The following is a 25,470-nucleotide window of genomic DNA, read 5'->3' as shown; positions in this document are numbered from 1 at the left end:
TTTTGATTCATGCAACAAATTTAATACTCCGTGAAAAGTTCTCAATTTAGATTTAATAATCTGAAGAGTTCCCTATTCTCTGTCTCTTTTTTATCTCATGCATATAGATTTAATACGATGATGAACAATAGTTACTTATGCTCTTACAAAATGCTGGCATTCAGAACAAAAGACTATTAGGAATTGATCTTTTTAGAGGTATAGCTGCTTTTGGGGTAGTTGTTATTCATGGACTTGGAGAAATACCTAGAGATGAAGAAGCTCTAGCTCTTTCTAATTTTTTTGTTATTTTTTGCGTTCCTTTTTTTTTGATAACCTCTTTTTACTTTAGTAGTAATTTGCTTTTATCGAAAAATACAAAAGCATATCTAAACAATCGCACTAAAAGAATTATATTTCCTTACCTTGCTTGGACAATAATTTATTTGTTAGCGAGATTTATTGGTTCATTAATAGGCAATCAAGAATCTTTCCATAGATTAGTTGCTGATCCAATCAACATTATATTTTTCGGTGCATCTGGAGTCCAATTATATTTTCTACCAATGTTATTATGTGGTAGTTTAGCTGTAATTCTAACCACAAAAATTTTAAAAAATATTCAAAACTATTTCTTACTTATCTTTTGTTTTTTGCTAAGTATTTATATTTTTGATTTGATGTCTACGACTGGAAATGATTTTGTATTAGGAAAAGGAATTGCATTCAAACAGATAATTGATACATCATCATTTACCAATTTATGGCTATTTCAGTTTATGAGATTGATACTTGTTATTTTATCTTGGTCAATCAAGTGTATACCATACATAATATTCAGTATTATTATTAATAAACATCAGTCTCAAAAGATACTTTATAAGTATATGCTTGTTGACCCAAAAAATTTGTCAATTAAATTGCTTTTGTGGCTTTTTGTACCCCTATTTATTGGTTTAATTCTTCTATCTAAAATACATTTACTATACTTACTTTTACCATATATGTTGTTTATTTATGCTATTTTAATATCTAGGTTAATTTCTCAGAATACATTAATTAGCTCAATTGCGAATAAACTGGGTTATTTTAGTTTTGGAATCTATCTATCACATGCTTTGATAACTGCTGGCTTTCTGCCAATTATGGTTAAATTATATCCAAAAATTTGGGCTTTTGAGTTATCACCATTGACGCTAATTATATTTTCTATGATAATATTTTTTATTAGTCTAATAATTACACATTTAATTTCTCTAAATAAAACTGCTGCCAGATTTTTACTTGCTATTTAAAACAAAGTTGTATACTGCCATAATTTTTTGAGCTAAATCCTCATTACTGAAACGTTCGGTGGCTGTATACCTCGCTTTTTGTGATATTGCTTGGCGCTTTTCGGTATTTTCGAGCAAGTCTAAAATAGCTGCTGCCAGAGCAATTGGTTCTCCTGGAGATACACCAATTGCATCATAATTGTGAGTAAATAGCTCGGCTGCTCCACCTGCTTGGGATACTATGACTGGTTTACCACAAGCCATAGCTTCTATTATTGCTAATCCAAATGGTTCTGGTTGGGTACTGGCATGAACTACTATATCTAACCAACGGTAAATCTCTGCTATATCTTGCTGGAAACCTAGAAAGTCAACTTTATCTGCAATCCCAAGATCTGAAGCTTGATTTTTTAACTCTTGCTCAGAAAATTGAGAACCACGAGTTTGATAAATCGCTCCACCGACGATATAAAAACGAACCTTTAAATCAGGACGCGATCGCACAATGTTAGCTATTGCTTTTAAAAAAATATCATGACCTTTCCAACGAGCAAAAGTAGCTACTAGTCCTACCCGCAAAGGAAGATGTAAAGATAAAGGAGCAGGGGAAAAGTAATTGACATCGATCATGTTGTAAACTACCTCTATGGGTAAGCGGGGTAGTAAACTTGTAGCATCTTTAGCAACAGCTTGAGAAATAGCAATTCCGAGAGTGGCGCGATCGCTCAACCATTTTAAAGCTTGTGCTATTAATGGTCGTGAGCTATAAAAATCATGAATGTGCCAAACAACGGGTATACCTTTGACTCGAACTAATGAAGTTAGTAAATGAGTTTTAATACCGTTAGAGTGAATTAAATCTGGATTCAGTTCACGTAGCGATTGCTGAAATTCTCTGAGATATTTCTGTATACTGGGTAAAATTTTAACTAGTTGTAATAGCAATATTGATATTGCGATCGCTTTACGACCTTTAAAGGCACTATCACCCAATTGATTAAATTCTTCTGGCAATTTTAGTAATGTCACCTCTACGCCTAACTTTTTAGCCTCCTCTATTAATGCTCCATCTGTACCTACAATTAAGTGAAGTTGGATGTTTGACTGTGCATTTAAAGTAGTCAACATATTTAACAAAACTCTTTCTGCACCGCCAATTACTCCCACTGGATTAACAAATACTATTTTCATATAGTCTTAATCACTGATTAATTCTGAATAAGATTGAGCAATAATCTGGGTGTGAGTAGACCAAGAATATTTTTGAGCCTGACTCAAGCGAAGATTGATATCTGGGGCGCTAGTGGGGTTTAGTAATAGCTGTTCTACCGTATTTACCCAAGCTGAAACATCCGCAGTTGGACAGTAAACCACTGCTTGTTGTCCTACCTCACGCAATACAGGAATATCGCTAACAACTGCGATCGCTCCACAGGCAAGGGCTTCAAAAATTGGTAAACCAAAGCCCTCTGCTTCACTGGTTAATAATATTGCCGATGCTTGTCGGTAAAGTGCTGCTATGGTTGTACGCTGTAAATTTTGTAGGTGAATTATTGAGTTTTTAATATTCAACTGAGCAATTTGTTGTTGTTGAGTTGATGTCCACTCGCCACTAACTTTGACAAGCCTCAACTGGGGGTAAATAGCTTGTAATTGGGCAAAAACTTGTAAAAGAATATCAATGCGCTTGCGAGGAATGCAACTACCGACGTGAAGCAAAAAAGGCGCTTTACCTATTTGTGCTAGTATTTGTTGATCAGCAATACTAGCTTTTTCAGGAGTCGTACTAAACTCTGGAGCGATACCTAAAGGAGCATAAACTAAGCGCGATCGCTCCACTAATTGATAATGCTCAATTTGTCTCTTTACCTCTGCGGTGGAATAAAATACAACGGCGCATGATTGTAAACCACGCAAAATTCTTTGAGACATGGCTTGATACCATCTAGGTCGAGGTTCTTGTGCTGGCTCTAGCAAGGAGCGAAAGGCATCAATATCATGACAATATACACCCGTGCGTTCTGGGGGCAAAACATGAACTAAATGGGCATAGCTGTGGTCAGTAACGTGATATAAATCAAAGTCTGCTAATCGCTGTCTAAGATATTGAGGATAGTCCCAAAATCGATTAATTAGGCGATCGCTATTGTAGGCAAAGCGCTTTTTGCAAAGTCGGGGAATTTTTTGAAAACGCCCGTTAAATCTTGGTCGAACTTCCATAGCTTGGATAGATGCAATGTGTTCAGCTTTCAGGTATTTGAGTAGCATCTGAGAACAGAGATCCATGCTATACCAGTTTTCTTCGATATAGTCACAAATAATTGCAAGACGCAGTTGAGACATTTTATTGATGCTGCATAGTAATTGCCAAAGTCAATAAATTATTAGAGTATATTTAATTTGGATAGTATATGAGGCAATTTTTCTGTAGGAACCATTAGAACATCTGAAATATCCGCTTTGATTTCCTTTATCTCAACAAAATTTCTGCGTCCTACTTGTTGATACAATTTATATTTTAAAGGGATTATTAACTCTGCTACGTCTACAAATGAATAACCAAAATGTTTTACCCAATATGGATTGAACTCACCATAAATAATTGGTCTACTCTTTTTGAGAAAGTTCATTCCTCCTAAAACAAAATCCATTTCAGCACCTTCAATATCTACTTTAATAATGTCGCACTTGGAAATATTATATTTTTCGACTAAATTATCTAACTTAGTAATAGGCGATGAACAAGTAGGTTTGTGTTGATTTATAAGACTTTCCTTAAGCAAAAAAGCATTACCAGTAGATGAATTATTTTTTTCATCTACCATACAAAGTTGTATTGTTTCCTCTTGGTTTCCCAAAGCAGTATTCACTGGATAAACTATATTTGTTAATTGATTAACTTTAACTAGATTAGCTAGACGATTAAAATTAGATGATACTGGCTCAAAAGCCCATATTTGAGAGTTGCCATCTATTTGTTTGAGTTTTTTACCTAAAGATATAGAGTAAAGTCCAATATTTGCACCAACATCAAATATTACTATTCCTGGGTATAAAATACTAGATAGCATTTGCATAATTCCACTGTCGTATTCTCCTGAAAAAAAGACTTTTTGCTCTAAAATGCTACGTAAATCAAGATGTATAATGCTATCGTCTTGCATTTTAATTTGTACTAAGCAATCTTCGTCAATTTGATAGTTTGTCATTAAAGGTACTAAGGCTGTACTTAATCTATATTTACCTCGAAAGTAAGGTAAAGAACGCAAAAAGTAAGCAAGTGAATTACGTAAAGCTACTTTCATAACTACTTAATTTTTATTGTCTAAAAGGTCGTTAAAAAATTGCAAATGTTGTTTAGCAACAAATGGCCAAGCATAGAGTGTATGCGATCGCTCTAAACCTTTTTGAGCAAGTTCTTGTCGTCGAGATGGACTGTTAAGCAAGTCTGAAATAGCTGCAACCCAACCTGACTCATCTTTCTCGCTCACAACCAAACCCGCATCTTGAATAACATAAGGAATTTCCCCGCTATCACTACCAATCACAGGAATACCACAAGCAAAGGCCTCAATCAGCATCCGCCCAAATTGTTCTCGCCAATTTGGTACAGTTTGACTGGGGGCGACAAGTATATCCATAGCGTTGAGATATTGGGGAACTTCACTATGTTTGACATCTGTGCAAATCCGTACTTGTTCGGGATAACGTTTCGCCCACGTTCGTAGAGATGATTCCATTGAGCCATTACCAACAAACAAAGCTCGCCAAGGAGTTTGTAAACTATCTAGAACCCGCATCAGTAAATCTAATCCTTTTTCAGAAACAAAGCGTCCCAGAAAGCCGATAACTGGTGTTCCTTGTTCTTCCCAACTTAGAAAGCGGCGGATTTGGTGTTTAGCATTAACACAAGGATAGAAATGGTCAATATCTACACCGAACGGGATGAGTCGCATCGGAAGTGAATATCCTTGCCGATGTTTTAAAGTTTCCACAACAGTTTGTCCACCAGTAATCCATCCAGTTGCGCGGTTCATAGCATACTGCTCAATCCAGTTAAATGGGGGTGGATATCGCTTAGATTTGTTTTGAAAGCTAGAGTAAACAAGTGGAGTGTTTTTTGGTGTCCACCAGGCAATCTGTCCACCAGCAACAATGTAAGGTTCCTCCCAACAATGAACTAAATTCCAACCTTGCTGCATGATCTTTTTGAGTCGCCAATCATAAGTCAAAATGTGAGCAGGTTTACTGAAATATACTGGTAGTGCTTGTAGCCTACAGATTTCGTTGAGGTCAGCTTCTAAATGCATGGATCGTAAATCTCCGTGCATAAATGAAGGCGCAACCGCAGTTACTTCCCATTCTCTTTGTCCCAAACGGGCTATTTCATTGACCAATCGGCGGTTTAATTTAACCACATAAGAGTGACCAATAGAGAGAAGTTTTCGAGTATTAGGCATACATCAAATTCTCGCTTACGTATATATTCCTATTTCTAATTAACTGACAAATTTCAGTAGCCGTACTTGTAGGTTTCCCAAAAATTTACTGAAAGTAGCATTTTCACTGATATTTTGTAGAGAAATGCGGAAAATAATGATGTTTTTGACTAATTAGGATTCGATAAAGTCGGGTGAAGAGCTTGTGTATCCTAATATTCTGTCTTTTTCAACTTGATCTGTTGATATATTAACTCAGCCATATTTTTACTGATGACACTATCAGTATGACGAATTAAAGTACAAAATGTTGACTGCTGTAGCATGGTAGCTAATCTGATTGATCTGACTAAGTATTATTAAAATGAAACCTATTATTGATAGCATCATCGCAATTGTTCCTCGTTTACCCCCTGCTATTGATGGCTTAGGAGACTATGGGTTGAATTTAGCTGAACAAGTGCGTCAATACTTTGGCTTGCTGACTGATTTTGTTGTTGGTGATTCTAATTGGTCTGGCGATCCTTTAATCAGGGGATTTACAGTTAAGCAGGTAGCGGAACATTCTAGTGCAGCTTTGTTAAAGTTACTACCTAAAGACCAGCACTCAAGAACTACTGTTTTGTTACATTATGTAGGTTACGGTTATGCAAAACGAGGCTGTCCAGTTTGGTTGGTGGAAGGTTTAGAGCGTTGGCGAAAAGCTGGAACTTCTCGGCATTTGGTAACGATGTTTCACGAAATCTATGCCTTTGGTTCTATTTGGACGAGTCAATTTTGGACATCACCACTGCAAAGAAATCTAGCTACACGTTTGGTTTGTTTGAGCGATCGCTGTCTTACTAATAAACAAGGTTATGCTGAAATTCTCACGAAATTAAGTCAAGGAAAACATCATCAAGTTCCGACTTTACCTGTTTTTTCCAATGTTGGTGAGCCAAAGAATTTAATTTCTTTATCAGAACGTCCTCGACAATTGATAATTTTTGGTGGTGCTGGAATGCGATCACGTGTTTATCAGCAATCACAATTAGCGTTACAGCGTACTTGTCTAGAGTTAGAAATTGAGACAATTCTAGATATTGGTACTCCTCTCAATTTTGAAATTAAGCCAGTGAATAATATCCCTGTCATCTGTTTAGGAGTTAAGTCTGCTGAAGAAGTAAGCAATCTACTAGCAAACTCGGTGACAGGTTTTTTAAACTACCCTATTGAATTTTTGGCAAAATCAGGAGTTTTTGCAGCTTACTGCGCTCACAGATTGCTGCCTATAGGCACATGGTATAAAGGACAAAATGTAGATGGTTTGCAAGCAGGAAAACACTACTGGCTAGGAGACAAGTACCAGTACAAGATGAATTTGTCAGCAGGGCAGATAGTTGCAGACAACGCTTACTCTTGGTATCAAAATCATCAATTATCGATGCAAGCTCATACTTTTATTAATTGTTTAATAAAATGAGAAATCTGACTGGGTGACAAAGCGGCTGAAACCAAGGAAATAGAAGAGTGTGACCGTTCAATACTGTATTACAGCAGTTGATTAATCCACCAGCACCAGACAAAGTGGAGATTAATAGGGGTGGAAATCTGTTACGTGAAGGCGATCGCGTTATCCAACTAACCAATGACTATAACCGGGAAGTGTTTAACGGTGATTTGGGAATTATCCAAACCATTGACACCGTAGAACAAGAAATTATGGTGCAGTATGGTGAACGTAGTGTAATTTATGACTATGCTGACTTGAATGAAATTGCTCTTGCCTTTAGTATCTCAGTCCACAAGTCCCAAGGGGGAGAATTTCCCGTAGTTATATTTCCTCTTTTCATGCAACATTATATGATGTTAACGCGAAATTTATTTTACACAGGACTGACTCGTGCGAGGAAGTTGGTAATTGTAGTGGGTTCCAAGAAAGCGATATCCCTGGCTGTGCGAACTACAGATGATCAGCAGAGATATACAAGATTGTGGCAGAGGTTGTTGCAGACTGTCTAAATCGGCATAACATCGTTAAGTTTCATCTTTAAATTAGGCAATAAATTAGATAGAATATTATCTCCTAAACGATATTGGTGCTGTTCGTATACACCGTTAACTAACTGACACACAGTAAAAGTAGGTTGTTTAGGATTACCAATAAATTGCAAACCTCCCAATCCCCGAAAGTCTACAATCCAATATTCAGGGATGTTAAGAAAAGCATATTCTTCCACTTTTCTGGCATAGTCATCTTGCCAATTTGTACTGACAACTTCAGCAACAAGCTTAATAGTGCTACCGTTACAAATAATAGGTTCTTTTTGCCAAAGTGGTTCATTACTTAATTGTTCTTGATCTAAAACAATCACATCAGGACGTAAAGCTGTAGCTTCAGCCGCAGGAGGTTTAATTAAACAAGTTTTCGGCACTGTCCAGTTGAACTGAGAATGAAAAATTTCGACATAGATTCGACCTGCGATAGTACCAGCCACAGCTTCATGAGGGCCTGTCGGTTCCATGTCTCTTAGTTCTCCGTCAATTAGTTCGTAGCGTGTATTATCTCCATATTCAGTGATGAATTCCTCGAAGCTGAGTATTTTAGGTGGAGTGTATGTCATCTAAAAATCTCCAAAATGGGGAAGAGCATAATTAGAAATTTCAGCAGAAAACGGATGGATTATAGTTAATTAACTTTTTTATAGTAAACTTGGACATCCACTTTTGTTAGGTAAAGTTGGACAACATATTCAAAATCTCCTTCAAGTCACATCCTGTTTCTGAAGTCCTTTGTAAGGAAAACCACAGTAAGGACAAAATCTAAATTTTAAAGACGTAATTGGTTCATGACACTGAGAGCAACTATTACGTAAGCCATTACCGCACAGAAAACAAAACTGAGATCGTGGCAACAGCCAGATTTCTTCAGGTGCTGTTCCAGCCTGCCAACAGTGAGGACAGAACTTGAGAGAATCGGATGCACCTAAAGGTATACCACGAACAACAGCATCAAGATATTCGCTAGGAACCTGCAAAGCTACAGCTAACCCACGCTGACTTTTACTATTAAGCTTGGTAGTCATAGCGCGTTCAATCTTACCCAAGCTTTGAAGATGAATCCCAGCTTTAAGTGCCAGTTCAGTTTGACTCATGCCCAAGCTGGCACGTATTCTTTTGACGTATTCTGCCAATGATTCTTGAGGTTTTGGGGTATTATCCATGAGTATAGTATGTAATTAAATATGTATATAACAGTAAAAACAACTTTATTAATCTAAATCATACATTATACTTTTACTATAATTAAGAGGTGCAAATTGACAATTACTTTAGCACAAGTAGCTACAGCATTTTTAACCAGAAATGGATTAGTAGCTAGTACAGTTAAATCATACGAATATACGCTACTACCTTTGCTTAAAGAACATGGTAGATTACCTATAGAATTGATAGATCGTCAACTCTTGAAAAATTATCTTCAAAGTTTAGATGAATTAAGGTATACCACCCATAATCGTCATCAAGCAATAATCAGCGCTCTGTTTAATTTTGCTGTAGAAGAAAGTTACATTAAATCAAACCCAGCTAGTCGCCTGGGCTTGCGAAAACCAGAACGAGAAAGAGGGGAACACAAGACAGATGAAATAATCCGCTATCTGACACCATCCCAGCTAGAAACTATGTATGCAAGCGTAAAAGCTAATTCCCGGTTAGAGGCGATCGCTCGTCTGTTACATAGAAGCGGAGCTAGAGTAGGGGAATTACTAGCACTGGAACTATCGCAGATAAATCAACAGCAACGTAAGTTTCAAGTCGTGGGTAAAGGTAACAAACAACGTTGGTGTTTTTATAGTGAAGATGCAGAAATAGCTTTAAATAAGTATATAAAATATTATCGTCATTCTGATTCAATAGCATTATTTACGGCTCAACAGCCAAAGAGCAAAGTTATAACTCCAGTCAGTTATCGAACTGTAAATGCAGACTGGAAAGCAGCAATTGGGGAAAATGACGAATTAGAAGGGATACGACTACATGACCTGCGCCATACCTTTGCGACAGAACGGGTGGGACTCATGGGGATTGAGGAGTTACGGGCATTGATGGGACATCAGAATATCCAAACGACCTTACGCTATCAAAAAGTAACTAGTTCTAGAGCAGAATTAGTAGCAAAAACGGCTTTAGATAATTTGATAAATAATATATAAAATGCAGGTAGTATAAAAGCTTTGTTAAAACAGCAAATATCTCAAATAATTAAATTGGTACAGAGTATGATACATACTCCGCTTCAACAAAATATGGGTTTACGAAAATAAACTGTACCGTCTAGTTTTTACGCGGTAAAAATCTCTGCGCCAACTTATTTTGCTCCCGGTATTACTTGTGCTAAGAAGTTGGCGATCGCTAATAGTTCTCAGAGCGATCGCAGTAATGTATGATTTGGGTAGACAAGTCTAGCTAGTCTACCCATGAGCAGACCACAACTAAACATTAAGTTTAATGGTGAGGGAGAGAAAGAATTACTTGAAGCCGTCAAAATACGGGCGCAGGATGAGCGTATTTCTCTCAAAGAGTTTGTGTTGGATGCTTTAAAAAATCGTCTAACAGTTTCTCTTTCTCTATCTACCCAGCCTACTCAACCTAAACCAGCTGTTACTAAGGGAGAGGTAGACGAATTGAAGCGACGAATTAGTTTCTGCAATAGTTTCTGGGTTTGTAACCGTTGAAAATCGTCCGTGTTCTAGTAAAGCTTACTAGAATAAAATCACTAATAAAATCACTTAACAGCTTTTTTCTATGTTTCCAAGGGCAAGTACCTTTATTGTTCTAGTAAGACTTACTAGAACACAAACTGAAAATACTGCCTTTACCCATCATCCAAACTCATCAGCAAAATCTCGATCTCTCGTTTTAACCCCTCAATGCGTCTACGTTTCTGCAAACCCTCGATGGCTAGGTTATATGTCAGGGTGTCGGCTTTGCCCAAGTGCATGGTTTTAACTTTGCCAGTCTTCTGGTAATCTTTACCCTGACTCAACCAGAACGATTTTTGCTTTTGGTTCATCCGCGCTGGGAATACTGGCTTGTGGCTCCAAAGCTTCCAATATTCATAAACCCCATAAATTTTTTTGACTTTATAAGTACTGAGGTAGCAACCGGGCGGCGGGACAAACCCATTATTTTCTAAATCCTCCACCTGAGCTTGTAGCTGTTCTAGTCGCTGGCGGCGCTCTTGGGCTTCAACTTTTTTGAATTCCTTCACCTTTTCCCGCATCACATCACGATAGGCCGTATCAATTTCTGCTGGTACAGGCGTAGGCATTACTGCATCTCTATACATTGCCCAAATTTGCAAATCTACCTTTTGAAAATCATGCCAGCCATCAATACTTAAATCTTGAATTAGTTGTAGTTTATACCGCCAGTCATTAAGTTTAGGTTCCCAGTATTCAATCATGGTCTGCTTAATGCCCTGCAATACTTCGGGTTCATCTACTACCAACCACGCGATCCGAACATCAAGGATTGCCGCAAGCGAAGCGTGTTGCTGATGAGCAATCCACCTTTGATTTAGATTCAATGTGGCATCTATGTATAAAATTCTGTCGTATACATCTATACAAAAATAAATAGCTGGCACAGATGGAAGTGCAGCGCGATCGCCTAGCAAAACAGAGGGCAATACTATAGGGTTAATTCTCCCTGGCGGTGCTGAGTTGTTGGTGTCGCTCATAGGGTTTTCTCGCGCCATTATTCTAGTAAAGTTTACTAGAACATAAGCGGTTAGCACAACTTTCTTAAAAAACTCTTCACACACGAAAGGGTTAGCGGGAAACAGCAGTTGCTACCCTAACTACCCAATGAGTATCATGAATTGTTTCCAAAGTTTGAGTGGCTAATGATTGCAACCAAAAACTATTAGTTAAAGAAATCAGGACAAATATCATCATTCCATCCATGAGGATGTATTGCACAAGTTAACAAATTTTCTCCATAAAATTGACCGTGGTAGTTATCGCAACCTACACAAGAAACTGGTCTAGGTTGTTCATAAAAACTAAAGTCTCCATCGCAGTCAACTTGTTCGATTAATGTAACATTGCAGTTGGGACAATATTCAATACTTCGCCCTTTGTCATCAAAAAGAGAAGTGAAAGAACTCCAGCGATCGTTTATCAACCTCTCAATGTAGGGATAGCTGCATGAACATATAAGCGCTTCGTTAGTTTCCCCATCGTAATCTACATCTAAATATTCCTGGACAATCTTCCAATCCTGCTGTTTAGATAACCTCGACGGATTACCCAAAAAGTCAATATCCCAAAGCCTTCCTTCATGAAAAATTCTCACTGCAAATGAGGTATAGTCGTGAGCTAGGTTCTCTAGATTGCAGTGATCTTTAGCTGATTCGTAGTTCAAACATCGCTTATTAATTACTAATTTTTTCTCACTAGGGTAAGTTTGGATTATGAGATATTCCCCTTCATAAAAGGGATTAAATCTATCAGCTATCCTTTCGTTACAGAATAAAAAGTCTTGTTCTGAATCCATGATTTCCCCTTTTTATTGTTTTCACTTCAGGCAACAAAAATAATACTCAAACAGACAGTCGAACCAACTACAAAGCCTGATAGACGACCTTTAGTTATCAGCAGCATTATTAAAAGCCCAATTCCAACTTGAGCCACTTGTTTAACTAGTGAAGTTAGGTTAGCAAAGATATCATGATTTCTCATGATCCTGGAAAGAAACCACTCCACAAACTTCGAGACTTTGGCGACGATTTACCCTGAACAGCGCCCCTTAATCCTTGCTGTCCGGCTTGAATTTCTAACGTATTTAGCTCATGAATCACTTGCGCCAGTTCAGGATTTTCTTCAAGCAATTCTGCTTCTATCTCTAACTCTTGCTGTAACAATTCAGCATTCCTTCGCATGAACATTCGTTGCTGATGCCGTCGCCTGATTTGCTCTTCTGTTAGTTGTAGGTGCTGATTAAAACTCAAGCCATCATAATCGTTATACATTTTCCGCCTCTTCAATTAATCCAAAGTACTCAGCAGAAATTTCCATCAAATAGGTGAAAGCCAAACAATCACCATATTTTGTATAAATTTCAGCAATTATTTTCAAAATCTCTGGCATATTCTCAGATGTTAATTCAGTAAAATGAGAAGCTAAATTAAATGCCAAATATTCAACTTCTGGTTCTATAGTGGGTACATCTTCTGCCCAGATGATTAATTTTCGCTTGTCTAATTCTGCTAATGAAAAAGCATTCACCAACTCAAGAATTGAATCAGGCAATAACCTAATTAAAAACTTAATCACCAAATAATACCTCCATATAATAATTGAAACCCAAGCTGTAATCGCTTAATAAACTCTGGCGTATTTCAATTATTCCAAACTGGATTGATTTTACTTTTAACCCAGTTGATTTTTGAATGTGCTATTGCATGATGACAACCATCACACAATGGAAACCAGTTAACCCCTAGCTTTTCCTGCTTTCGGTACTCTGTGTGGTGCATTTGCGTAGCTTTATCTACTAAACAACAACAGCATTTACTGTGAGCTTGTCTATGCTTTCGGTGTGCAATGGCTACTTGTTTCTTGTACTTTTTGATGTTGCCATATCTGGCATCCCAATCTAATTGTCCGGGTAGCCGAGAAATTCTTGTAGTAGAGTCACGCCTTTTTCGTTTAATTCTTGCCCCGTTAGCTCCTGCCACTTCTGTTTTAGTTCTTGATACTGAGGTTTTCTGCCTAATTCGGTTGCCCATTTTCTAATTTCTTCATACCAATCAACATGCTGGTGTGGGTTATTTTGTGTAGGTGTAGCACTTTTAAAATCAGTCTTGTCTTTATCCTGCTTTTGCTCCATTCCTTTGATATCAAATTCAGGAATTAGAGCAACAAAGGGATTACCACGAGTTGGAATTACTAAGGCATAACGTATACCAGCTTTATCCAAGAGTTCGCAAGCTTGACGTAACATCTCCAAAATCTCTTTCTTGACATTTACAAAATCTTGGGGATGCTCAAGAATATAAGAGGATGTCTGTCCTGTGGCAATAAAACAAACGTTTTTCAGAGATGGACGACTAAATCCTGTTTCTCCAGACAATGGAGACTGGCCCATGAATACCCCGTGGCCTTTAAGTCCAGCGGTAAATTTAATGATATAGTTCCAGAATCCTTGCAGGTCTTTGGCAGTGTCAGTATCAACCATTCCTGGAAGTCCTTTGCCACCACCATAAACACTATCTACTTCATCCTGGGCAAGAAATAATTCCGGGACTCCGTGACAATCACCACCAACAGCAGCGACCCTTGCCTTTTGCTTGTCAATTTGCGAAGTAGCAAAGGTAATCCAACTCGACAAAGTTTTCATGCCATCGAATTTACGAGTAAACTTGCACAGCCAGCGTGTCACTTCATCTTTAGGATCGCTACCAATCACAATTGCTGGAGCTTGAGACTTGGCAGCAATCTTGTTAATAATGATACCCGCTAAAGTAGACTTACCAGATTGGGTTCCTCCTGATAGATAAAAATGATGGTTGCTGCGTTTTGTCATATCCTGATTGGATGCTGCATCACATAATTCATTTAGCCAAGCAGCATCCAAACGAATATATTCAGAATAATTGGCAGCAAAAGCTTGTAAAACTTGCAATGCACCAGGGTTGATTACCGACTGTACTGACTCTTCATCAATATCTGCAATATCAGGATTAGGAATACCAGGGCGTGGTGGCAACTGTCGTGCTGGTGGTTCTGGTAGCGTTACCAATCCTTGCAAACCGTACTCCGCAATCCAGCGAGGACGTTCTTGCACAGGTAGACGATTGACAAAATCTGCTACTCGCCGTTTGGCAGCGATCGCAGTAGTGACATAATCGTAAGCTGCTTCACCTTGCAAAGTTTGTTTCAAGGATTTTAAATCAGCCTCTTCTAAAGCCCGATAAATCTTTTGTTTACTTTCGCTGATTTGAGCAGATACTCCAAACAAACCAGCAGTTATAGTTCCAGCACAAAGCAGTATCCCTGTTGTTACTTTGTCAGTATTCAAGAAAAAGGGAGCAGACAAGCACATTAGCGCTGATACTCCCAAAGAACAAAGAATGGTTCGCTCTGCATTGATTACAGGACTTGATGTTATCCTCTCTAATTCAAACGTCATCACCTAACCCCCAAGGAAACTCCTGCACTAACTAACATGAGAAATATAAATGCAAAGATCACCCCAGGCATTAACCCAATCATGAACGTCTTACGATTGAAGCTATACCCTTTACCAACAAGCCCTGCAAAGTTGAACAGTCCCAAAGCTATACAGCAAATGCAGACCATCCCAATAATCCACAACACGAAGCGACTAATAGGACTGGCAACTGATAAATATCCCATAAACATGGATAAGCCAATCCCGCAAACCGCATAGCCTACAAAGGATAATTTAATATTCACAGTTGTCGTCCTCGTACTCGTTCCAAGGATAAAAAATCTCAGCAACGGCATTTAATAGCCTAAATCTTTCGTAAGCTCTGCTTTTTTCTGGACTATCCTGTTGTGCAATGTAAGGTAACAAACTGCCACTATTGGCGCATATTCTGATGTAATCTCCAAATTTCTTACGTAACATATTACCTCCTAAAATCTAAACGAATCTCCTACTTCATCAAATGCCTTTTCATATCCCCCAAGTTGCCGTTGTTGTTCTTGGGAACCAAACGCATGACGAATCACCGCTTCCCCATGTAATGCCCTGGTTCGCTGCAAATCCTCTTCGACATTCATCGCTTCTTGAGAATATGTCAGTTGGTTTTTATACATCTCAGCTAATGATTGCATCTGTTTAAGTTTGTGCCGAGAAAACTTTGTATGCAACCATTTCTGTGCTTTTAAGGTTCCCGCTACTTCTGCCTCATCCAATACCTGCTGTGCTGTGGCATAAGCTGGTAAGCTGTAGCGATCTCGAATTGTTCCTGGGATATTTCCCTCTATTTGGGTAGCATCACCAACTCTCAAGTCTGTTGATACTACACCGTCATTTTTACTACCGAATAAACCGGGGAGCCACTTCCCTAACAATTGCTATAACTCTCCTCTACTTGTTTTACTTGTGAACCAATAAAACGGGTTAAGCCGTATATCCCCATGAACGAAAACATCAATACACTAAAAGCAGCGATCGCTGTTTGAGCCATCATCCCTCGCTGCATTAATTCTTGAACTCTGCTGGCATTTTGGGATCGCTGTTTTGATTGATCAATCAGTTGCTGGACTATCAGAAACTCTTCGTAACTGAGGTTTTCTGATATCCCTGACAGATTCAACTCTCCATCTGTCTTCAGTTGGATGTTGATCCTTGGCTTTGTCCATTCTGTTTGCTGCTCCATATATCGTCACTACCAAAATGATAGTGAGCAGCAACATATTTGCTACTGCTGCTATTGATATCAATTTACTCGGCTGCATTTGTTGCGCTAATGCTGAAAATACCCGCAACGAGTTGTTCACCGACTTCACGAAAGCCTTCTACATCCGCTTCCTCCTCCATCGCTCTTTCTACAAATTTACTCACCACCTCCTTGGGCGCATTCCGAATCGTTGACAACAACTGGTCTGCTGGGTGCAACGCGAAAAAGTTGGGTAATGAAGGGTAGCGTGAAAGGCACAAAAAAAAGTAGGATGCCTGGACAAGATGTTTGGGCTGATACCCAAGCAACCAGGAGTTTCCTACATTGAAAAGTAATAACACTATACCCGCAACACTAGACCTAGCTCAATCCCTGAAAAATTTTTCTCAAACAATTACTGAGCTAATTTCAATGTCTGATATTTCCCAATGGGATGGGCGGACATTACGTGAGAAAGAACAGAAAATTAGACAAGCGGCTTTAATATTGGCGGGAGAATGTATTGCTTTGCTGTTGCACAATTTGTCACAATCACCTGAAGCAGTAAAGACGGCGAAAAAACAAACCCAGGGATGGCGACACCCTAAAAGCCAGGGGAACGGGCGAGTTGAACGACAAGTCTTATGTTTAGGTAATGTCGCAGTATCTCTGCGATTACCATATGTGGTAGAACGGTCAAAGAAACCAAACTCTAAACACCGAAAAACCAGAGGACAGGGGTTTTGTCCGTTTTTAAGATGGTTAAGCATGGAAGAAGGGATCACGCCTTTAGTTTGGTCTACTGTGGCAGAAATCGGGTCAGTAAGTGGTTCATTTGCGATCGCTGGCCAAGTACTTCAAGATTGGGGAATAAGCATCAGCATTAAACGAATTGAGCGTCTAACTTATCATTTCAACAAACAGGGATTGAGTGTGCGTGACTCTCAATTGTTCCAATTAAAACAAGGAACTTTAGAAACTACACCTGTCTTAAAAGCCCATCGAGTAGTAGTTTCTGTAGATGGAGGACGGACTTGAATTCGGAAAAACAAGGCGGGTAAACGTCGTCAGCATAGTCATCGTCATGGTTATCAAGGTGAATGGACGGAACCGAAACTACTGACTATTTATGCAGTAGACCAACATGGCAAACGCATTAATACTACTGAGATTCCTGTAACTAACGATGGTACCTATGGTAAACTTCAGCCCTTTTTGTCACTATTAGAAATGCATCTGGTACGTTTAGGAATTAATCTCGCATCTCAAGTGTTACTAATTGCGGACGGGGCTGAGTGGATTTGGAAACACATTCCACCGTTACTGCAACGTCTGGGTTGTCCACCAGAATCCATACACCAGTTACTTGACTTCTACCATGCCACAGAATATTTACAATCGTTTGCCGACACTGCTTTTACTCAACCAAAAGAACGAATTGCTTGGTTTAAAACTGCACGCTCTACTCTCAAAAGAGGACAAGCACAGGAGTTGATTCAACAAATGCAGGTTTTGAGTCAAAATGCCAGTCATGAGCAACGCTCAATCATGAACTCACAAATTCGGTATCTCCAAAAATCCTCTGAACAAGGGCGATTGAGCTATTCTCAACTAGCGGCAATGAAGATGCCTATTGGCAGTGGTGCCATCGAGAGTTTAATTCGCCAAGTGGTCAATCTACGGCTTAAAGGTAATGGCAAGTTCTGGTTGCTAGAAAATGCTGAAGCAATATTGCACGCTCGATGTCAATGGGCTGCGGGAAGTTGGTCAACTTTTTGTGATTCCATTTTGACTGCTAGACTTTACCCTGCTTGACCCAACTTTTTCGCGTTGCACCCGGTCTGCTTTATCAGTCGTATAAGCGTCAATCCCTACGTTTAGAACATCCTCCAAAGATTGAATTTCTTGATTAGAAACTTGGGACGCTTTAGCGATCGCTCCTTGCAATGGCGGAACGGATTTACGGCGCGGGGAGTTTTTGCCTAATTTCCCATTGCCATTCTTAGACTTGCTATTGGTGGCTAATTTCCCAGAGGATGAACGCTGCTCAATAATATGCTGTGCGATCGCTTGTGCTTGAGTATCAGTCAACTGCTCAATGTCTGCATCAACTTGAGCGCAGAGCTTAGTAACTTCTTCAACACTTACTTCAATGTTGTAAGGCTGTAAAAGTTGCTCAATTTTCTCCATAATATGCTTCCATTAATACAATGATTGGTGTTATTTTAGCATCTATGTGGCATCTATTACCTTAGAATTAAAGAATGTGACGCGAAAACTTATAATTATGGAATCATTTTGGCATCCTATTTATGGCTAATAAGCGCGATAGAAGATTCTCAGTTAACCTCCCCTTAGTCAAAGAAATTCGCTTGATTCTCTGGGGTCACACTAGAGGAGTTAGTAAAACCCGAATGGCCGAAGCAATTTTGATTGATCGAGTTTCCAATGACGGAAACTGGGAAGAAGTTTGTCAGGATTTACGTCAAGAAGCTGCAATCAATCAACGTACTGTCAAAGAATTGATTACAGACATACTCACTAACAACGGATTAGATGATGTTTTTGAGGTTGATGCTGTTGATTGGGACAACTTTTTAGTAGATGAATCAGCTTTACCACCCGATGAGACAAGCTAGGTGACGATGGAAAAATATCCTTTAGACTGGCTAAAAACCTCTTGCGAACAAGTTCACTGCCGTCCTATAGCAGAGCGTACTTGGCGTAAATGGTTAAGGTTATGTGAGGTTCAACAATATGCTCGTGAAGTTGAAAAGCAGCAAGCATTATGGCTTTTGACTTTGGCTTATATGAAAAAGCTTGAGCCTAATAAAAAAATTACACTGTTTCAAATTAAGTTCAAGCTCTCAGGTAATCCTTATGCTGAATTGCATTTAGCTGAAGCCATTTATAACGCTTGTTTCACCAACGCAGTCGGAAAAGACTTACCAGAAATTATTCTTAGAGTCACAGGCAAACAAGTCACACTTAGAACACTTTACCGTTGGGCGCAAAAACAGCAAGTTGCATTTAAGGCTTCTAAACGGTTAACTCGCCCAGAAGTTGAGCAATGGATACGATTGGCTGCGGCTTAAACACTACAAAAAACGAACGACTAGGGGCAATCGCTCCTTTTTTTTGTTTTTAAATTCAAATGTCACAAATTTAGTGTGCCGTGACATTTTTTATCGCCCAAAACTCTGATTCTCTCGTTGTGACAGTGTGCCGCTTTTCTTGAAACCCTTATATTTCTAGTGTCACAGCCCCTATTTTCTCAAACTCTCTCATCGCAACAGTTAGAGCTATTTTTATCCCTTTTTTGGCCGCTTTCCGTGCCGCTTTCATTTTCAAGTACTAATTTGGTCTAACAAAAAATGCCTACAATTCACTCCTAGCATGGATTAGAGATGTCACAACTCAAAGCGGCACACCTGGGACAAGAATTGGAAAAACGGCTGATGGGGCTATTTTTGATTAATCGGCTAATTTTCACATCGTCTCTAAATGCTGTTGAAGGTTCTGAATTTTGCGCTGACAAAAGTCAATCTCACTTTCCATCTCTAAGCGCAATTCTGGAGATGAAAGTAATCGAATCTGAGACTCCGGTATGTAATCCACCTGTTCGTCTTCACTGCTAACTAACACCGCATATCGCCATGAACCATCACGCTCAGGAGCTAGCAAGTTTTCAAATAGGTAATACTGAACCCCAACGATTATTCCCTGTTTGGTGTGTTGCCCTAATGAATATTTTGGGGATGTCCAGTGATTCGGAATAGTAATGATTTTTGAGGTTTCCATCTGCTTTATCTGTTTAGTTTGACTGCTGGTTGTTGCATCTTCTTCTTGTCCAGAATCTGACCCAGATACAACCCTGCGCCAAACTCCCGAATCTCCTGAACTTCCCGCCGCACAATTTGCGCTCTTAACTCCCGCCGCTGCCCTTTGGAATCCGTGAATACATATCGGGCTTGCTCTGGATGTTGACGCTCGTGGCTATAGCGCAATTGCACACCACGGAATAGATAGAGCTTGCCCGTAGTCAACGCAACATCATTCCCCACTTAACTCACTTTCCTCTGATTAATTAACAATGAACGCAAGTACCGCCGACAATCCGCCTCGCCTTTGTATATCAGAATACGAAGGGCTTCAACTTCTTGTATCAAAGAGGGGCAAATTTCGGCAATTACAGTAATCAGATCCTGCTGCGATCGCACATAATCTTGATGCTGATTCTCTAATTCGTGAATCTTGAACTTTAGTTGATCTACTTCTCGCAATGCTTTTGTTAGAGTAGATTCCTTGCTTTTTGTAGGTTTGTCTAAAGCTAATGTCACAGTCTTCTCTTTTGTAAGTTTACTTTGACTTTTTCGGTGGTTCGTTTTCCGCCAATACTTTCGCAAAATCGTAGATAGATGTAGCGACCTGCGGCATTGGCTCCGGTCTTGGTTCCGGTTGCAGTTGAGGACTACCCAGACCCAGTGCTTCTGTGATTTGTTGCTCCATCTAGACCTTCACTTGTTGTGTGATAGATTGGTACTTTTCAATTGCCTCGTCTATCTCATTAAGAACGCTAATCGCATCCCCAAGCACAACCTCATTTGTCGTTGAAAAGTACTCGCAACGTTCGATCTGCCGATACTCTGTAGTACTTCTAATCAGCCTCAAAGTTTGTTGACAGCCCTTGAGAATTGCTCTAATTTCTGCTGTGGTTAGTATTATTTCCATTTCGTTCCCCCTTTCTGACTGAAACTTTCAAAATCTGGGCAATAATCGCCATCTACGCCATTTGTATGAATTGCACACACTAGCATCACTCCCCCATATTTAACACCGTGATAGTTCTTGCACCCCCTGCAAGTTTTGGGAACTGCCTTGCGTCTTTTTTCTAATATTTGGTCAATGTCCAATTCGATTTCTTTGTCGATCTGTCTTCGATACAGACTTGTTACAACGACAAGACTTCCACCGGAAAACAAGCAAGAACCAGTGAATAAACTTTTAGCACTCGCCCCTCTAAATAAAATCGTGCCTCCGATGATTGCTGCTGTCAGTCCTAGCACTCCAGCACAAATGTTGAGATATTTCAGGTTTAGCATTTCTTCTTCCTATTTATAATCAACATCATCGCTCAACATTCCGCCTAGAATTGCACTCCCTAAAAATACTGAAAATGCTACTGTCATTCCTCCCAGACAAACATTTGTCTGCGCCTTCCAATCATGTAAGCGAAGTATCGTCGGTTCCGAGTTCGCGTCGATAATCGCAATCCCGTAACAGCCCAACGCTGCTACCCCTAAAAAACCAGTCGTCAGCAATGATCCAATCAATATTGCTTCTATGGTTTTGTCGATAACCTTGAGTATTTTGTGACGTTTGATGGTACGTCGATCACGCACAATTATTCTCCTTTGCTCTCTGTACTCAATTTGTCTTTTTTGTGTAACTTGAATAAGTTCTTTACTAGTCATGTTGGTTCCTTAATACGTGTGAAAAAAAAGAAAAGCAGTTTGAAGCTACCTTTCTTGACAAACAATCATCCAAAAGCTAACTTTTTGGCATACTCTTGTGCCTTAATACCAGATAATAATTGAAAGTTATTGATTAGCGTTACCGCTTCTTTCCCGTCGGCACTAAAAAGCAACGAATAACAGTCAGGCTCAGGTAATCCTGGCTCACTCATCCGGGCTATCCAAAGCCAGCTTTCTGCTTCCTTTTCTTCCCGTGCGTAATCGTAATGTAGTTTTTCTGTTGTATCGTTAGACATTGTTTTTCTCCTATTAATTGTTGAAAAAGAAAAGCAGCGATAACCTGCCTTTCTTAAATCTCAAGTTTTAACTGTCACTGTAATGAAATGAATGACCAGGATGAGAATCATCAGATTCACCGTCGATCTCGTCTTCGTAATCATCATCATTGTCAACAGGCAACTCAAGAATTATATTGAATGAATTAAAAACTCGTTCTGTTCTGCCGTAAGCTATACGCACCTCGTTAACTAAATTCAATCTCCGCAAGAAAGCTTCTGCTAAATAAGGCTGCAATTTTTGGTGATAGTTTTTTAGTTGCTTTTCAGCTTGTGATTTGAGGTTAGCTTGACTGTATGTAGGATTAAAAACTGCAATCAACTGATTTTCGGCGGTGGGTTGAGTTAATATCTTGCGACACTTTTCTATCTCACGGCAGAACGACTTGATTGTATTGCTTAAATGTCTATCCTCCATTTGGCAGATAAGCATTGATTGACCATCTTTGGTAGTATGAGTTTCAAACATAATTATCCTTTTGCACAATTAACTCTGTGTTGAAGTAATTCGTAATTAAACAAGTAATTACGAATTACTTAGCATTAGCTAGAAATTATCGGGGTCATTATCTTCTATCTCATCAACTTGATTCATCGGCATAGTTTTACCAAATTGTTCTTCTGGAAACTCATCAACTTCTACCCCAGGCGCAATCTGATGAAACTTCTCAAACTGCTTCAAATACCTAGAAGCAAATCCCGATAATGACCGCTGTGTTCCCCAAATCTTCTCAGCATTGGCAAGATTAAAAAACTCTTGAACATTCTCTGCTGTTGGCTCATTAAATCCCACGACAGCGCAAACTTCAGCACGAGCTTCACTACCAACAAGTTCTGTATCAAATGTTGGCTGAAATATAGTAACGGCTCTTGCTTGCTCGTTTAAGGTATAAAATGAATCACCTTGAGAGTCAGAGTAAGCTATCTCCACAAGCTTGTAGAAATTCTCTAACTGTTGCCCAAAGAATGCCGCAGCACCACCATGAACTGTCAAGACTAAAGGAACTTTGTGGAGAAAGTTACCGTTTGTATCAACCAAATAAATTAGATGTAATGTCCGTAACGTAGTGAACTCTTTCGGGTGTGATTCCCTAACTGATTGACCGTGCCAAGTCTCAAAGTTACCAAGGATGTCTCCCTTGCGTCCAATCCCGGCTTCAGCACCTTTGTCGTTTACCTCAATCATTCTAGGACTAGAAGCTAAAACATGAAGTCTGGGACATTCAAAAGCTAATCCTGATTCACTATTTCCATTGCGGTAAGTGTGAATAAATGGAATACCACAAGCAACATCGTATCCTTCAGGTAATGTAAATTTCTTTCCTTTGGGCGTGGCTTGCAATTGAGTTATTAAATTCTCAACTTCTCCTCGCTTAATCCAACCTGATAGTTTAATATTATCTGACTTGATGAATAAGATATTTTTCCCATTCAATAATTGACAGATAGGCAATTTAGAGAAACTACCACGAAACTCAGGGGATTTGAATGTGTCTAGTGTAATTGTCATGATTTTACCAATTAAATGATTTACCTAATCTCAAATATTCCAAGCGCAGCTTTTCTAATTAGAAGTCACGAGCCAGTACTCAGAAGTCAGAATGAGTGAACTAATCCCAGATGATTGATACATCCATTAAGTTATTTCTTGATTTTTCAATTTTTCTGACTCCTAATTTTTTAGCTATAATCACCACGACATCGAAGCAAATGCAGTAGACTGGCTGCTGTTAATTCAGAGCAATTTTGTTTTTTAGGCATGGTTTTATCCTTCAATTTTTTAGACATAAAAAGAAGCGCTCTGCTGTTAACAAAGTGCTTGATAATTTTTTGATAAGTTGTAATGACTTCGGGATTACTTTTACTATCCCGCAATTTAGAACCTAGTTAATAGTTCTTCACGAGTTAATTGCAAGCACAAAGGCGTAAACTCTTCTGGAGGTAGCTGTAATAAACTATCGACAATTCTTGACAATTCTTCGTCCACAGAACCAAACCTGTATCTCAACAAATTCTCTACAACTTGGCGCTGTCCTTCTAATCTTGCCTGTTGTTTAGTAGTATCTTCCCATTGCTGATAGGCTTGCGACAAGTTCATAATCAATTCCTGCTCATCTTCAGTTAAATTGTCTGTTTGTTGAATTAAAACAATGCGCCAGTTTGTAATTAACTTTAAAGTATTTTGTCGTAACAAATTACTTTCAGGAAGTGCCAACAATTCATTCACAGCTTGGCGTTGCGTTTGTCCTTTACCTAAAATCCTTAACCAAAGGGTTTCATCCGTAACAGGTAACTGGTTAATCGCCAGTATTGCCGTTCTAAAAGAATCTGGCAGAAAGTACACCCCGATCATCCAAGTTTCTAAGTCTAGTTTAGCCCCAAAACTTTCCAATAGTCCTGGGGAAGCTGACGGCGATAAAATCCACAACCGCGCTAGATCATCCTCTGGTATAGTTGTGTCCTCTCTTTTAGCTTTACGTTGTGAGTCTGCAATCACCGTGAACAGCTTTGTTAAGCAGTTGCGTACTTCTGTTCTGCTGGGTTGATTGCGGAACGGCTCTAGTAAAGCCGTATTTAGCAGTGCAATCCTTCCAAGTAGTCCTAGATTTGGCGCTTGAGCTTGAGGTGCTGGTGAAAACAACACATCTACAAAACGTGCTTCATCTATGACTTCCTTGTTCGGTTCCACCTTACCCAAAGGCGACAATAGCTCCTCTAAAAACTGCTTTGCAAATTGATCGTGAGGTTTACGGGTCATGTTACCAGTATGAACTGTAATGTATGATACGGGAATTGCTTTACTATTTATTGGTCGTGAGTGCCTCCACTCACTTACTTACTTACTTGGAGGCTGATTAATCAGCGCAAACACAGCATTAGATGTCAGAGGACTCCGTCGGGGTTTTGAAAATCTCTGTCCATCCCAGTTAAACTGCACTAAACAAAATGTTTCTTCTTTATCATCCCAGTCTTCTTTATTATGGTAGGGATAATGCTCAATAAAGACGAATTGATTTCCCAAATGTCCAGAACTAGGTGACAATTCTTCTTTGCTATATTTCTGCCAAATTAAAGTAGCAAGATTCTCTACAGAATTTGTGATACTTGTACCCGTGTCTGATTCGTCTAAATCTGAACAGATTATTATATTTGGCATTAAATAAGCTTGATAAATCCGCAGCCGACATTTACTATCCCAACACTTGGGATTCCTTTGATGTAATTCATGCCCCCCACCTTTCCAAACGAAGAGGGTATCCAATGTTAAGCTAGGAGAATAAAGATCGATATTTTCGAGTTTGGTTTTCATAATATTTAATACTTTTCCTTTGTTTGTTCTAGTTGACAAATAAGTTGTATTCAATCTCTTCAACAATGTATGTTTGAATTACATTTGCAATTATTGCAGCTAAATGTGTCTCGGTTATAGCAGATAATTCTGGCTTTGAAGTATCTGTATTATCCCAACAAACCTGAGCTTTGAAGCTTTCGCCGTCATGCCAAATACTAATGTTTGGCTGTAATCGAAAATCTTGTATCATCTTTTGTCTCTTCAATTGCATTCTTATCAAT

General features: G+C 39.0%; 33 protein-coding genes and 2 pseudogenes. 8 read left to right on the top strand and 27 right to left on the bottom strand.

Going from position 1 to position 25,470, the window contains the following annotated elements:
* Positions 1-137: 137 nt before the first annotated feature.
* Positions 138-1,274, top strand: coding sequence for an acyltransferase family protein (locus QI031_RS30970; protein WP_281486417.1), 1,137 nt, complete (start codon positions 138-140; stop codon positions 1,272-1,274).
* Here QI031_RS30970 and QI031_RS30965 read toward each other — a convergent pair.
* From QI031_RS30965 to QI031_RS30950, 4 genes are read right to left on the bottom strand one after another with little or no spacing between them, the layout of a single operon-like run.
* Positions 1,260-2,444, bottom strand: a complete 1,185-nt coding sequence (locus QI031_RS30965) for a glycosyltransferase family 4 protein (protein ID WP_281486416.1) — start codon at positions 2,442-2,444, stop codon at positions 1,260-1,262. The two genes, QI031_RS30970 and QI031_RS30965, sit on opposite strands and share 15 nt — an antisense overlap.
* Positions 2,445-2,450: 6 nt before the next feature.
* Complete coding sequence (locus QI031_RS30960; RefSeq protein WP_281486415.1) at positions 2,451-3,596, bottom strand: glycosyltransferase; 1,146 nt, start codon at positions 3,594-3,596, stop codon at positions 2,451-2,453.
* 41 nt (positions 3,597-3,637) lie between these two features.
* On the bottom strand, positions 3,638-4,558 hold the full coding sequence (locus tag QI031_RS30955) for an FkbM family methyltransferase (RefSeq protein ID WP_281486414.1): 921 nt from the start codon (positions 4,556-4,558) through the stop codon (positions 3,638-3,640).
* Positions 4,559-4,564: 6 nt separating this feature from the next.
* Complete coding sequence (locus QI031_RS30950; protein ID WP_281486413.1) at positions 4,565-5,713, bottom strand: glycosyltransferase family 4 protein; 1,149 nt, start codon at positions 5,711-5,713, stop codon at positions 4,565-4,567.
* A gap of 343 nt (positions 5,714-6,056) precedes the next feature.
* On the opposite strand from QI031_RS30950, the gene QI031_RS30945 reads away from it, so the two are divergent.
* A complete protein-coding gene (locus QI031_RS30945) occupies positions 6,057-7,154 on the top strand; it encodes a glycosyltransferase family 1 protein (protein WP_281486412.1) in 1,098 nt (365 codons plus the stop codon).
* Between the two features lie 59 nt (positions 7,155-7,213).
* Positions 7,214-7,693 (top strand): annotated as a pseudogene (locus QI031_RS30940) (ATP-dependent DNA helicase); the annotation flags it as partial.
* Here QI031_RS30940 and QI031_RS30935 read toward each other — a convergent pair.
* Entirely contained in the window at positions 7,690-8,295 is a 606-nt protein-coding gene (locus tag QI031_RS30935) for a Uma2 family endonuclease (protein WP_281486411.1), read from the bottom strand. The pseudogene QI031_RS30940 and the gene QI031_RS30935 overlap by 4 nt on opposite strands.
* A gap of 141 nt (positions 8,296-8,436) precedes the next feature.
* Positions 8,437-8,895 (bottom strand): double zinc ribbon domain-containing protein, encoded by a 459-nt coding sequence (locus tag QI031_RS30930; RefSeq protein WP_281486410.1) that lies wholly within the window; start codon positions 8,893-8,895, stop codon positions 8,437-8,439.
* A gap of 96 nt (positions 8,896-8,991) precedes the next feature.
* Between QI031_RS30930 and QI031_RS30925 the strand changes: the two genes are divergently transcribed.
* Together QI031_RS30925 and QI031_RS30920 are read left to right on the top strand one after the other, a co-directional pair.
* Entirely contained in the window at positions 8,992-9,885 is an 894-nt protein-coding gene (locus QI031_RS30925) for a tyrosine-type recombinase/integrase (protein ID WP_281486409.1), read from the top strand.
* A gap of 264 nt (positions 9,886-10,149) precedes the next feature.
* Positions 10,150-10,407 carry a hypothetical protein gene (locus tag QI031_RS30920; RefSeq protein ID WP_281486408.1) on the top strand — a complete coding sequence of 86 codons (258 nt, stop codon included), beginning with the start codon at positions 10,150-10,152 and terminating at the stop codon, positions 10,405-10,407.
* A 140-nt stretch (positions 10,408-10,547) separates the two neighbouring features.
* On the opposite strand, the gene QI031_RS30915 is transcribed toward QI031_RS30920, so the two are convergent.
* From QI031_RS30915 to QI031_RS30875, 9 genes are all read right to left on the bottom strand, one after another.
* Positions 10,548-11,414, bottom strand: coding sequence for a hypothetical protein (locus tag QI031_RS30915; protein WP_281486407.1), 867 nt, complete (start codon positions 11,412-11,414; stop codon positions 10,548-10,550).
* A gap of 185 nt (positions 11,415-11,599) precedes the next feature.
* Positions 11,600-12,232: a hypothetical protein gene (locus tag QI031_RS30910; protein ID WP_281486422.1), complete on the bottom strand. Its 633-nt coding sequence runs from the start codon at positions 12,230-12,232 to the stop codon at positions 11,600-11,602.
* A 181-nt stretch (positions 12,233-12,413) separates the two neighbouring features.
* Positions 12,414-12,707, bottom strand: a complete 294-nt coding sequence (locus QI031_RS30905; protein WP_281486406.1) for a hypothetical protein — start codon at positions 12,705-12,707, stop codon at positions 12,414-12,416.
* Positions 12,700-13,011 carry a hypothetical protein gene (locus QI031_RS30900; protein WP_281486405.1) on the bottom strand — a complete coding sequence of 104 codons (312 nt, stop codon included), beginning with the start codon at positions 13,009-13,011 and terminating at the stop codon, positions 12,700-12,702. Before QI031_RS30900 ends, QI031_RS30905 begins: the two co-directional genes overlap by 8 nt.
* A gap of 322 nt (positions 13,012-13,333) precedes the next feature.
* The gene (locus tag QI031_RS30895; RefSeq protein WP_281486404.1) at positions 13,334-14,869 is read right to left on the bottom strand and encodes a hypothetical protein; all 1,536 of its coding nucleotides are present in this window, start codon (positions 14,867-14,869) and stop codon (positions 13,334-13,336) included.
* A 276-nt stretch (positions 14,870-15,145) separates the two neighbouring features.
* On the bottom strand, positions 15,146-15,331 hold the full coding sequence (locus tag QI031_RS30890) for a hypothetical protein (protein ID WP_281486403.1): 186 nt from the start codon (positions 15,329-15,331) through the stop codon (positions 15,146-15,148).
* A gap of 8 nt (positions 15,332-15,339) precedes the next feature.
* A complete protein-coding gene (locus QI031_RS30885; protein WP_281486402.1) occupies positions 15,340-15,780 on the bottom strand; it encodes a hypothetical protein in 441 nt (146 codons plus the stop codon).
* Positions 15,774-16,088 (bottom strand): hypothetical protein, encoded by a 315-nt coding sequence (locus tag QI031_RS30880; RefSeq protein ID WP_281486401.1) that lies wholly within the window; start codon positions 16,086-16,088, stop codon positions 15,774-15,776. The genes QI031_RS30885 and QI031_RS30880 overlap by 7 nt, the downstream gene beginning before the upstream one ends.
* Positions 16,089-16,153: 65 nt before the next feature.
* On the bottom strand, positions 16,154-16,306 hold the full coding sequence (locus QI031_RS30875; protein WP_281486400.1) for a hypothetical protein: 153 nt from the start codon (positions 16,304-16,306) through the stop codon (positions 16,154-16,156).
* A 127-nt stretch (positions 16,307-16,433) separates the two neighbouring features.
* Between QI031_RS30875 and QI031_RS30870 the strand changes: the two are divergent.
* Positions 16,434-17,903 (top strand): annotated as a pseudogene (locus tag QI031_RS30870) (ISLre2-like element ISCst1 family transposase).
* Here QI031_RS30870 and QI031_RS30865 read toward each other — a convergent pair.
* Positions 17,856-18,278 carry a hypothetical protein gene (locus tag QI031_RS30865; protein ID WP_281486399.1) on the bottom strand — a complete coding sequence of 141 codons (423 nt, stop codon included), beginning with the start codon at positions 18,276-18,278 and terminating at the stop codon, positions 17,856-17,858. The pseudogene QI031_RS30870 and the gene QI031_RS30865 overlap by 48 nt on opposite strands.
* Positions 18,279-18,400: 122 nt before the next feature.
* On the opposite strand from QI031_RS30865, the gene QI031_RS30860 reads away from it, so the two are divergent.
* Both QI031_RS30860 and QI031_RS30855 read left to right on the top strand, forming a co-directional pair.
* On the top strand, positions 18,401-18,727 hold the full coding sequence (locus tag QI031_RS30860) for a hypothetical protein (RefSeq protein WP_281486398.1): 327 nt from the start codon (positions 18,401-18,403) through the stop codon (positions 18,725-18,727).
* A gap of 6 nt (positions 18,728-18,733) precedes the next feature.
* Positions 18,734-19,183: a hypothetical protein gene (locus tag QI031_RS30855; RefSeq protein ID WP_281486397.1), complete on the top strand. Its 450-nt coding sequence runs from the start codon at positions 18,734-18,736 to the stop codon at positions 19,181-19,183.
* A gap of 394 nt (positions 19,184-19,577) precedes the next feature.
* Here QI031_RS30855 and QI031_RS30850 read toward each other — a convergent pair whose 3' ends face one another.
* The 11 genes from QI031_RS30850 to QI031_RS30800 form a co-directional block, all read right to left on the bottom strand.
* The gene (locus QI031_RS30850) at positions 19,578-19,889 is read right to left on the bottom strand and encodes a hypothetical protein (protein WP_281486396.1); all 312 of its coding nucleotides are present in this window, start codon (positions 19,887-19,889) and stop codon (positions 19,578-19,580) included.
* A 5-nt stretch (positions 19,890-19,894) separates the two neighbouring features.
* Positions 19,895-20,152: a hypothetical protein gene (locus tag QI031_RS30845; RefSeq protein ID WP_281486395.1), complete on the bottom strand. Its 258-nt coding sequence runs from the start codon at positions 20,150-20,152 to the stop codon at positions 19,895-19,897.
* A complete protein-coding gene (locus QI031_RS30840) occupies positions 20,153-20,428 on the bottom strand; it encodes a hypothetical protein (RefSeq protein WP_281486394.1) in 276 nt (91 codons plus the stop codon).
* A gap of 381 nt (positions 20,429-20,809) precedes the next feature.
* Positions 20,810-21,190, bottom strand: coding sequence for a hypothetical protein (locus QI031_RS30835; protein ID WP_281486393.1), 381 nt, complete (start codon positions 21,188-21,190; stop codon positions 20,810-20,812).
* A gap of 9 nt (positions 21,191-21,199) precedes the next feature.
* Positions 21,200-21,490, bottom strand: a complete 291-nt coding sequence (locus QI031_RS30830) for a hypothetical protein (RefSeq protein ID WP_281486392.1) — start codon at positions 21,488-21,490, stop codon at positions 21,200-21,202.
* A 137-nt stretch (positions 21,491-21,627) separates the two neighbouring features.
* Positions 21,628-21,858, bottom strand: a complete 231-nt coding sequence (locus QI031_RS30825) for a hypothetical protein (RefSeq protein WP_281486391.1) — start codon at positions 21,856-21,858, stop codon at positions 21,628-21,630.
* 67 nt (positions 21,859-21,925) lie between these two features.
* Complete coding sequence (locus QI031_RS30820) at positions 21,926-22,366, bottom strand: hypothetical protein (RefSeq protein WP_281486390.1); 441 nt, start codon at positions 22,364-22,366, stop codon at positions 21,926-21,928.
* A gap of 78 nt (positions 22,367-22,444) precedes the next feature.
* On the bottom strand, positions 22,445-23,407 hold the full coding sequence (locus tag QI031_RS30815; protein WP_281486389.1) for a DUF5895 domain-containing protein: 963 nt from the start codon (positions 23,405-23,407) through the stop codon (positions 22,445-22,447).
* 366 nt (positions 23,408-23,773) lie between these two features.
* Positions 23,774-24,655 (bottom strand): hypothetical protein, encoded by an 882-nt coding sequence (locus tag QI031_RS30810; RefSeq protein ID WP_281486388.1) that lies wholly within the window; start codon positions 24,653-24,655, stop codon positions 23,774-23,776.
* Positions 24,656-24,733: 78 nt separating this feature from the next.
* Positions 24,734-25,207 carry a hypothetical protein gene (locus QI031_RS30805; RefSeq protein ID WP_281486387.1) on the bottom strand — a complete coding sequence of 158 codons (474 nt, stop codon included), beginning with the start codon at positions 25,205-25,207 and terminating at the stop codon, positions 24,734-24,736.
* 28 nt (positions 25,208-25,235) lie between these two features.
* The gene (locus tag QI031_RS30800; RefSeq protein WP_281486386.1) at positions 25,236-25,439 is read right to left on the bottom strand and encodes a hypothetical protein; all 204 of its coding nucleotides are present in this window, start codon (positions 25,437-25,439) and stop codon (positions 25,236-25,238) included.
* Positions 25,440-25,470: the final 31 nt, after the last annotated feature.

It is taken from the genome of Halotia branconii CENA392 (assembly GCF_029953635.1).
Taxonomy (GTDB): Bacteria; Cyanobacteriota; Cyanobacteriia; order Cyanobacteriales; family Nostocaceae; genus Halotia; species Halotia branconii.
This window is presented reverse-complemented; position numbering and strand designations above follow the sequence as displayed.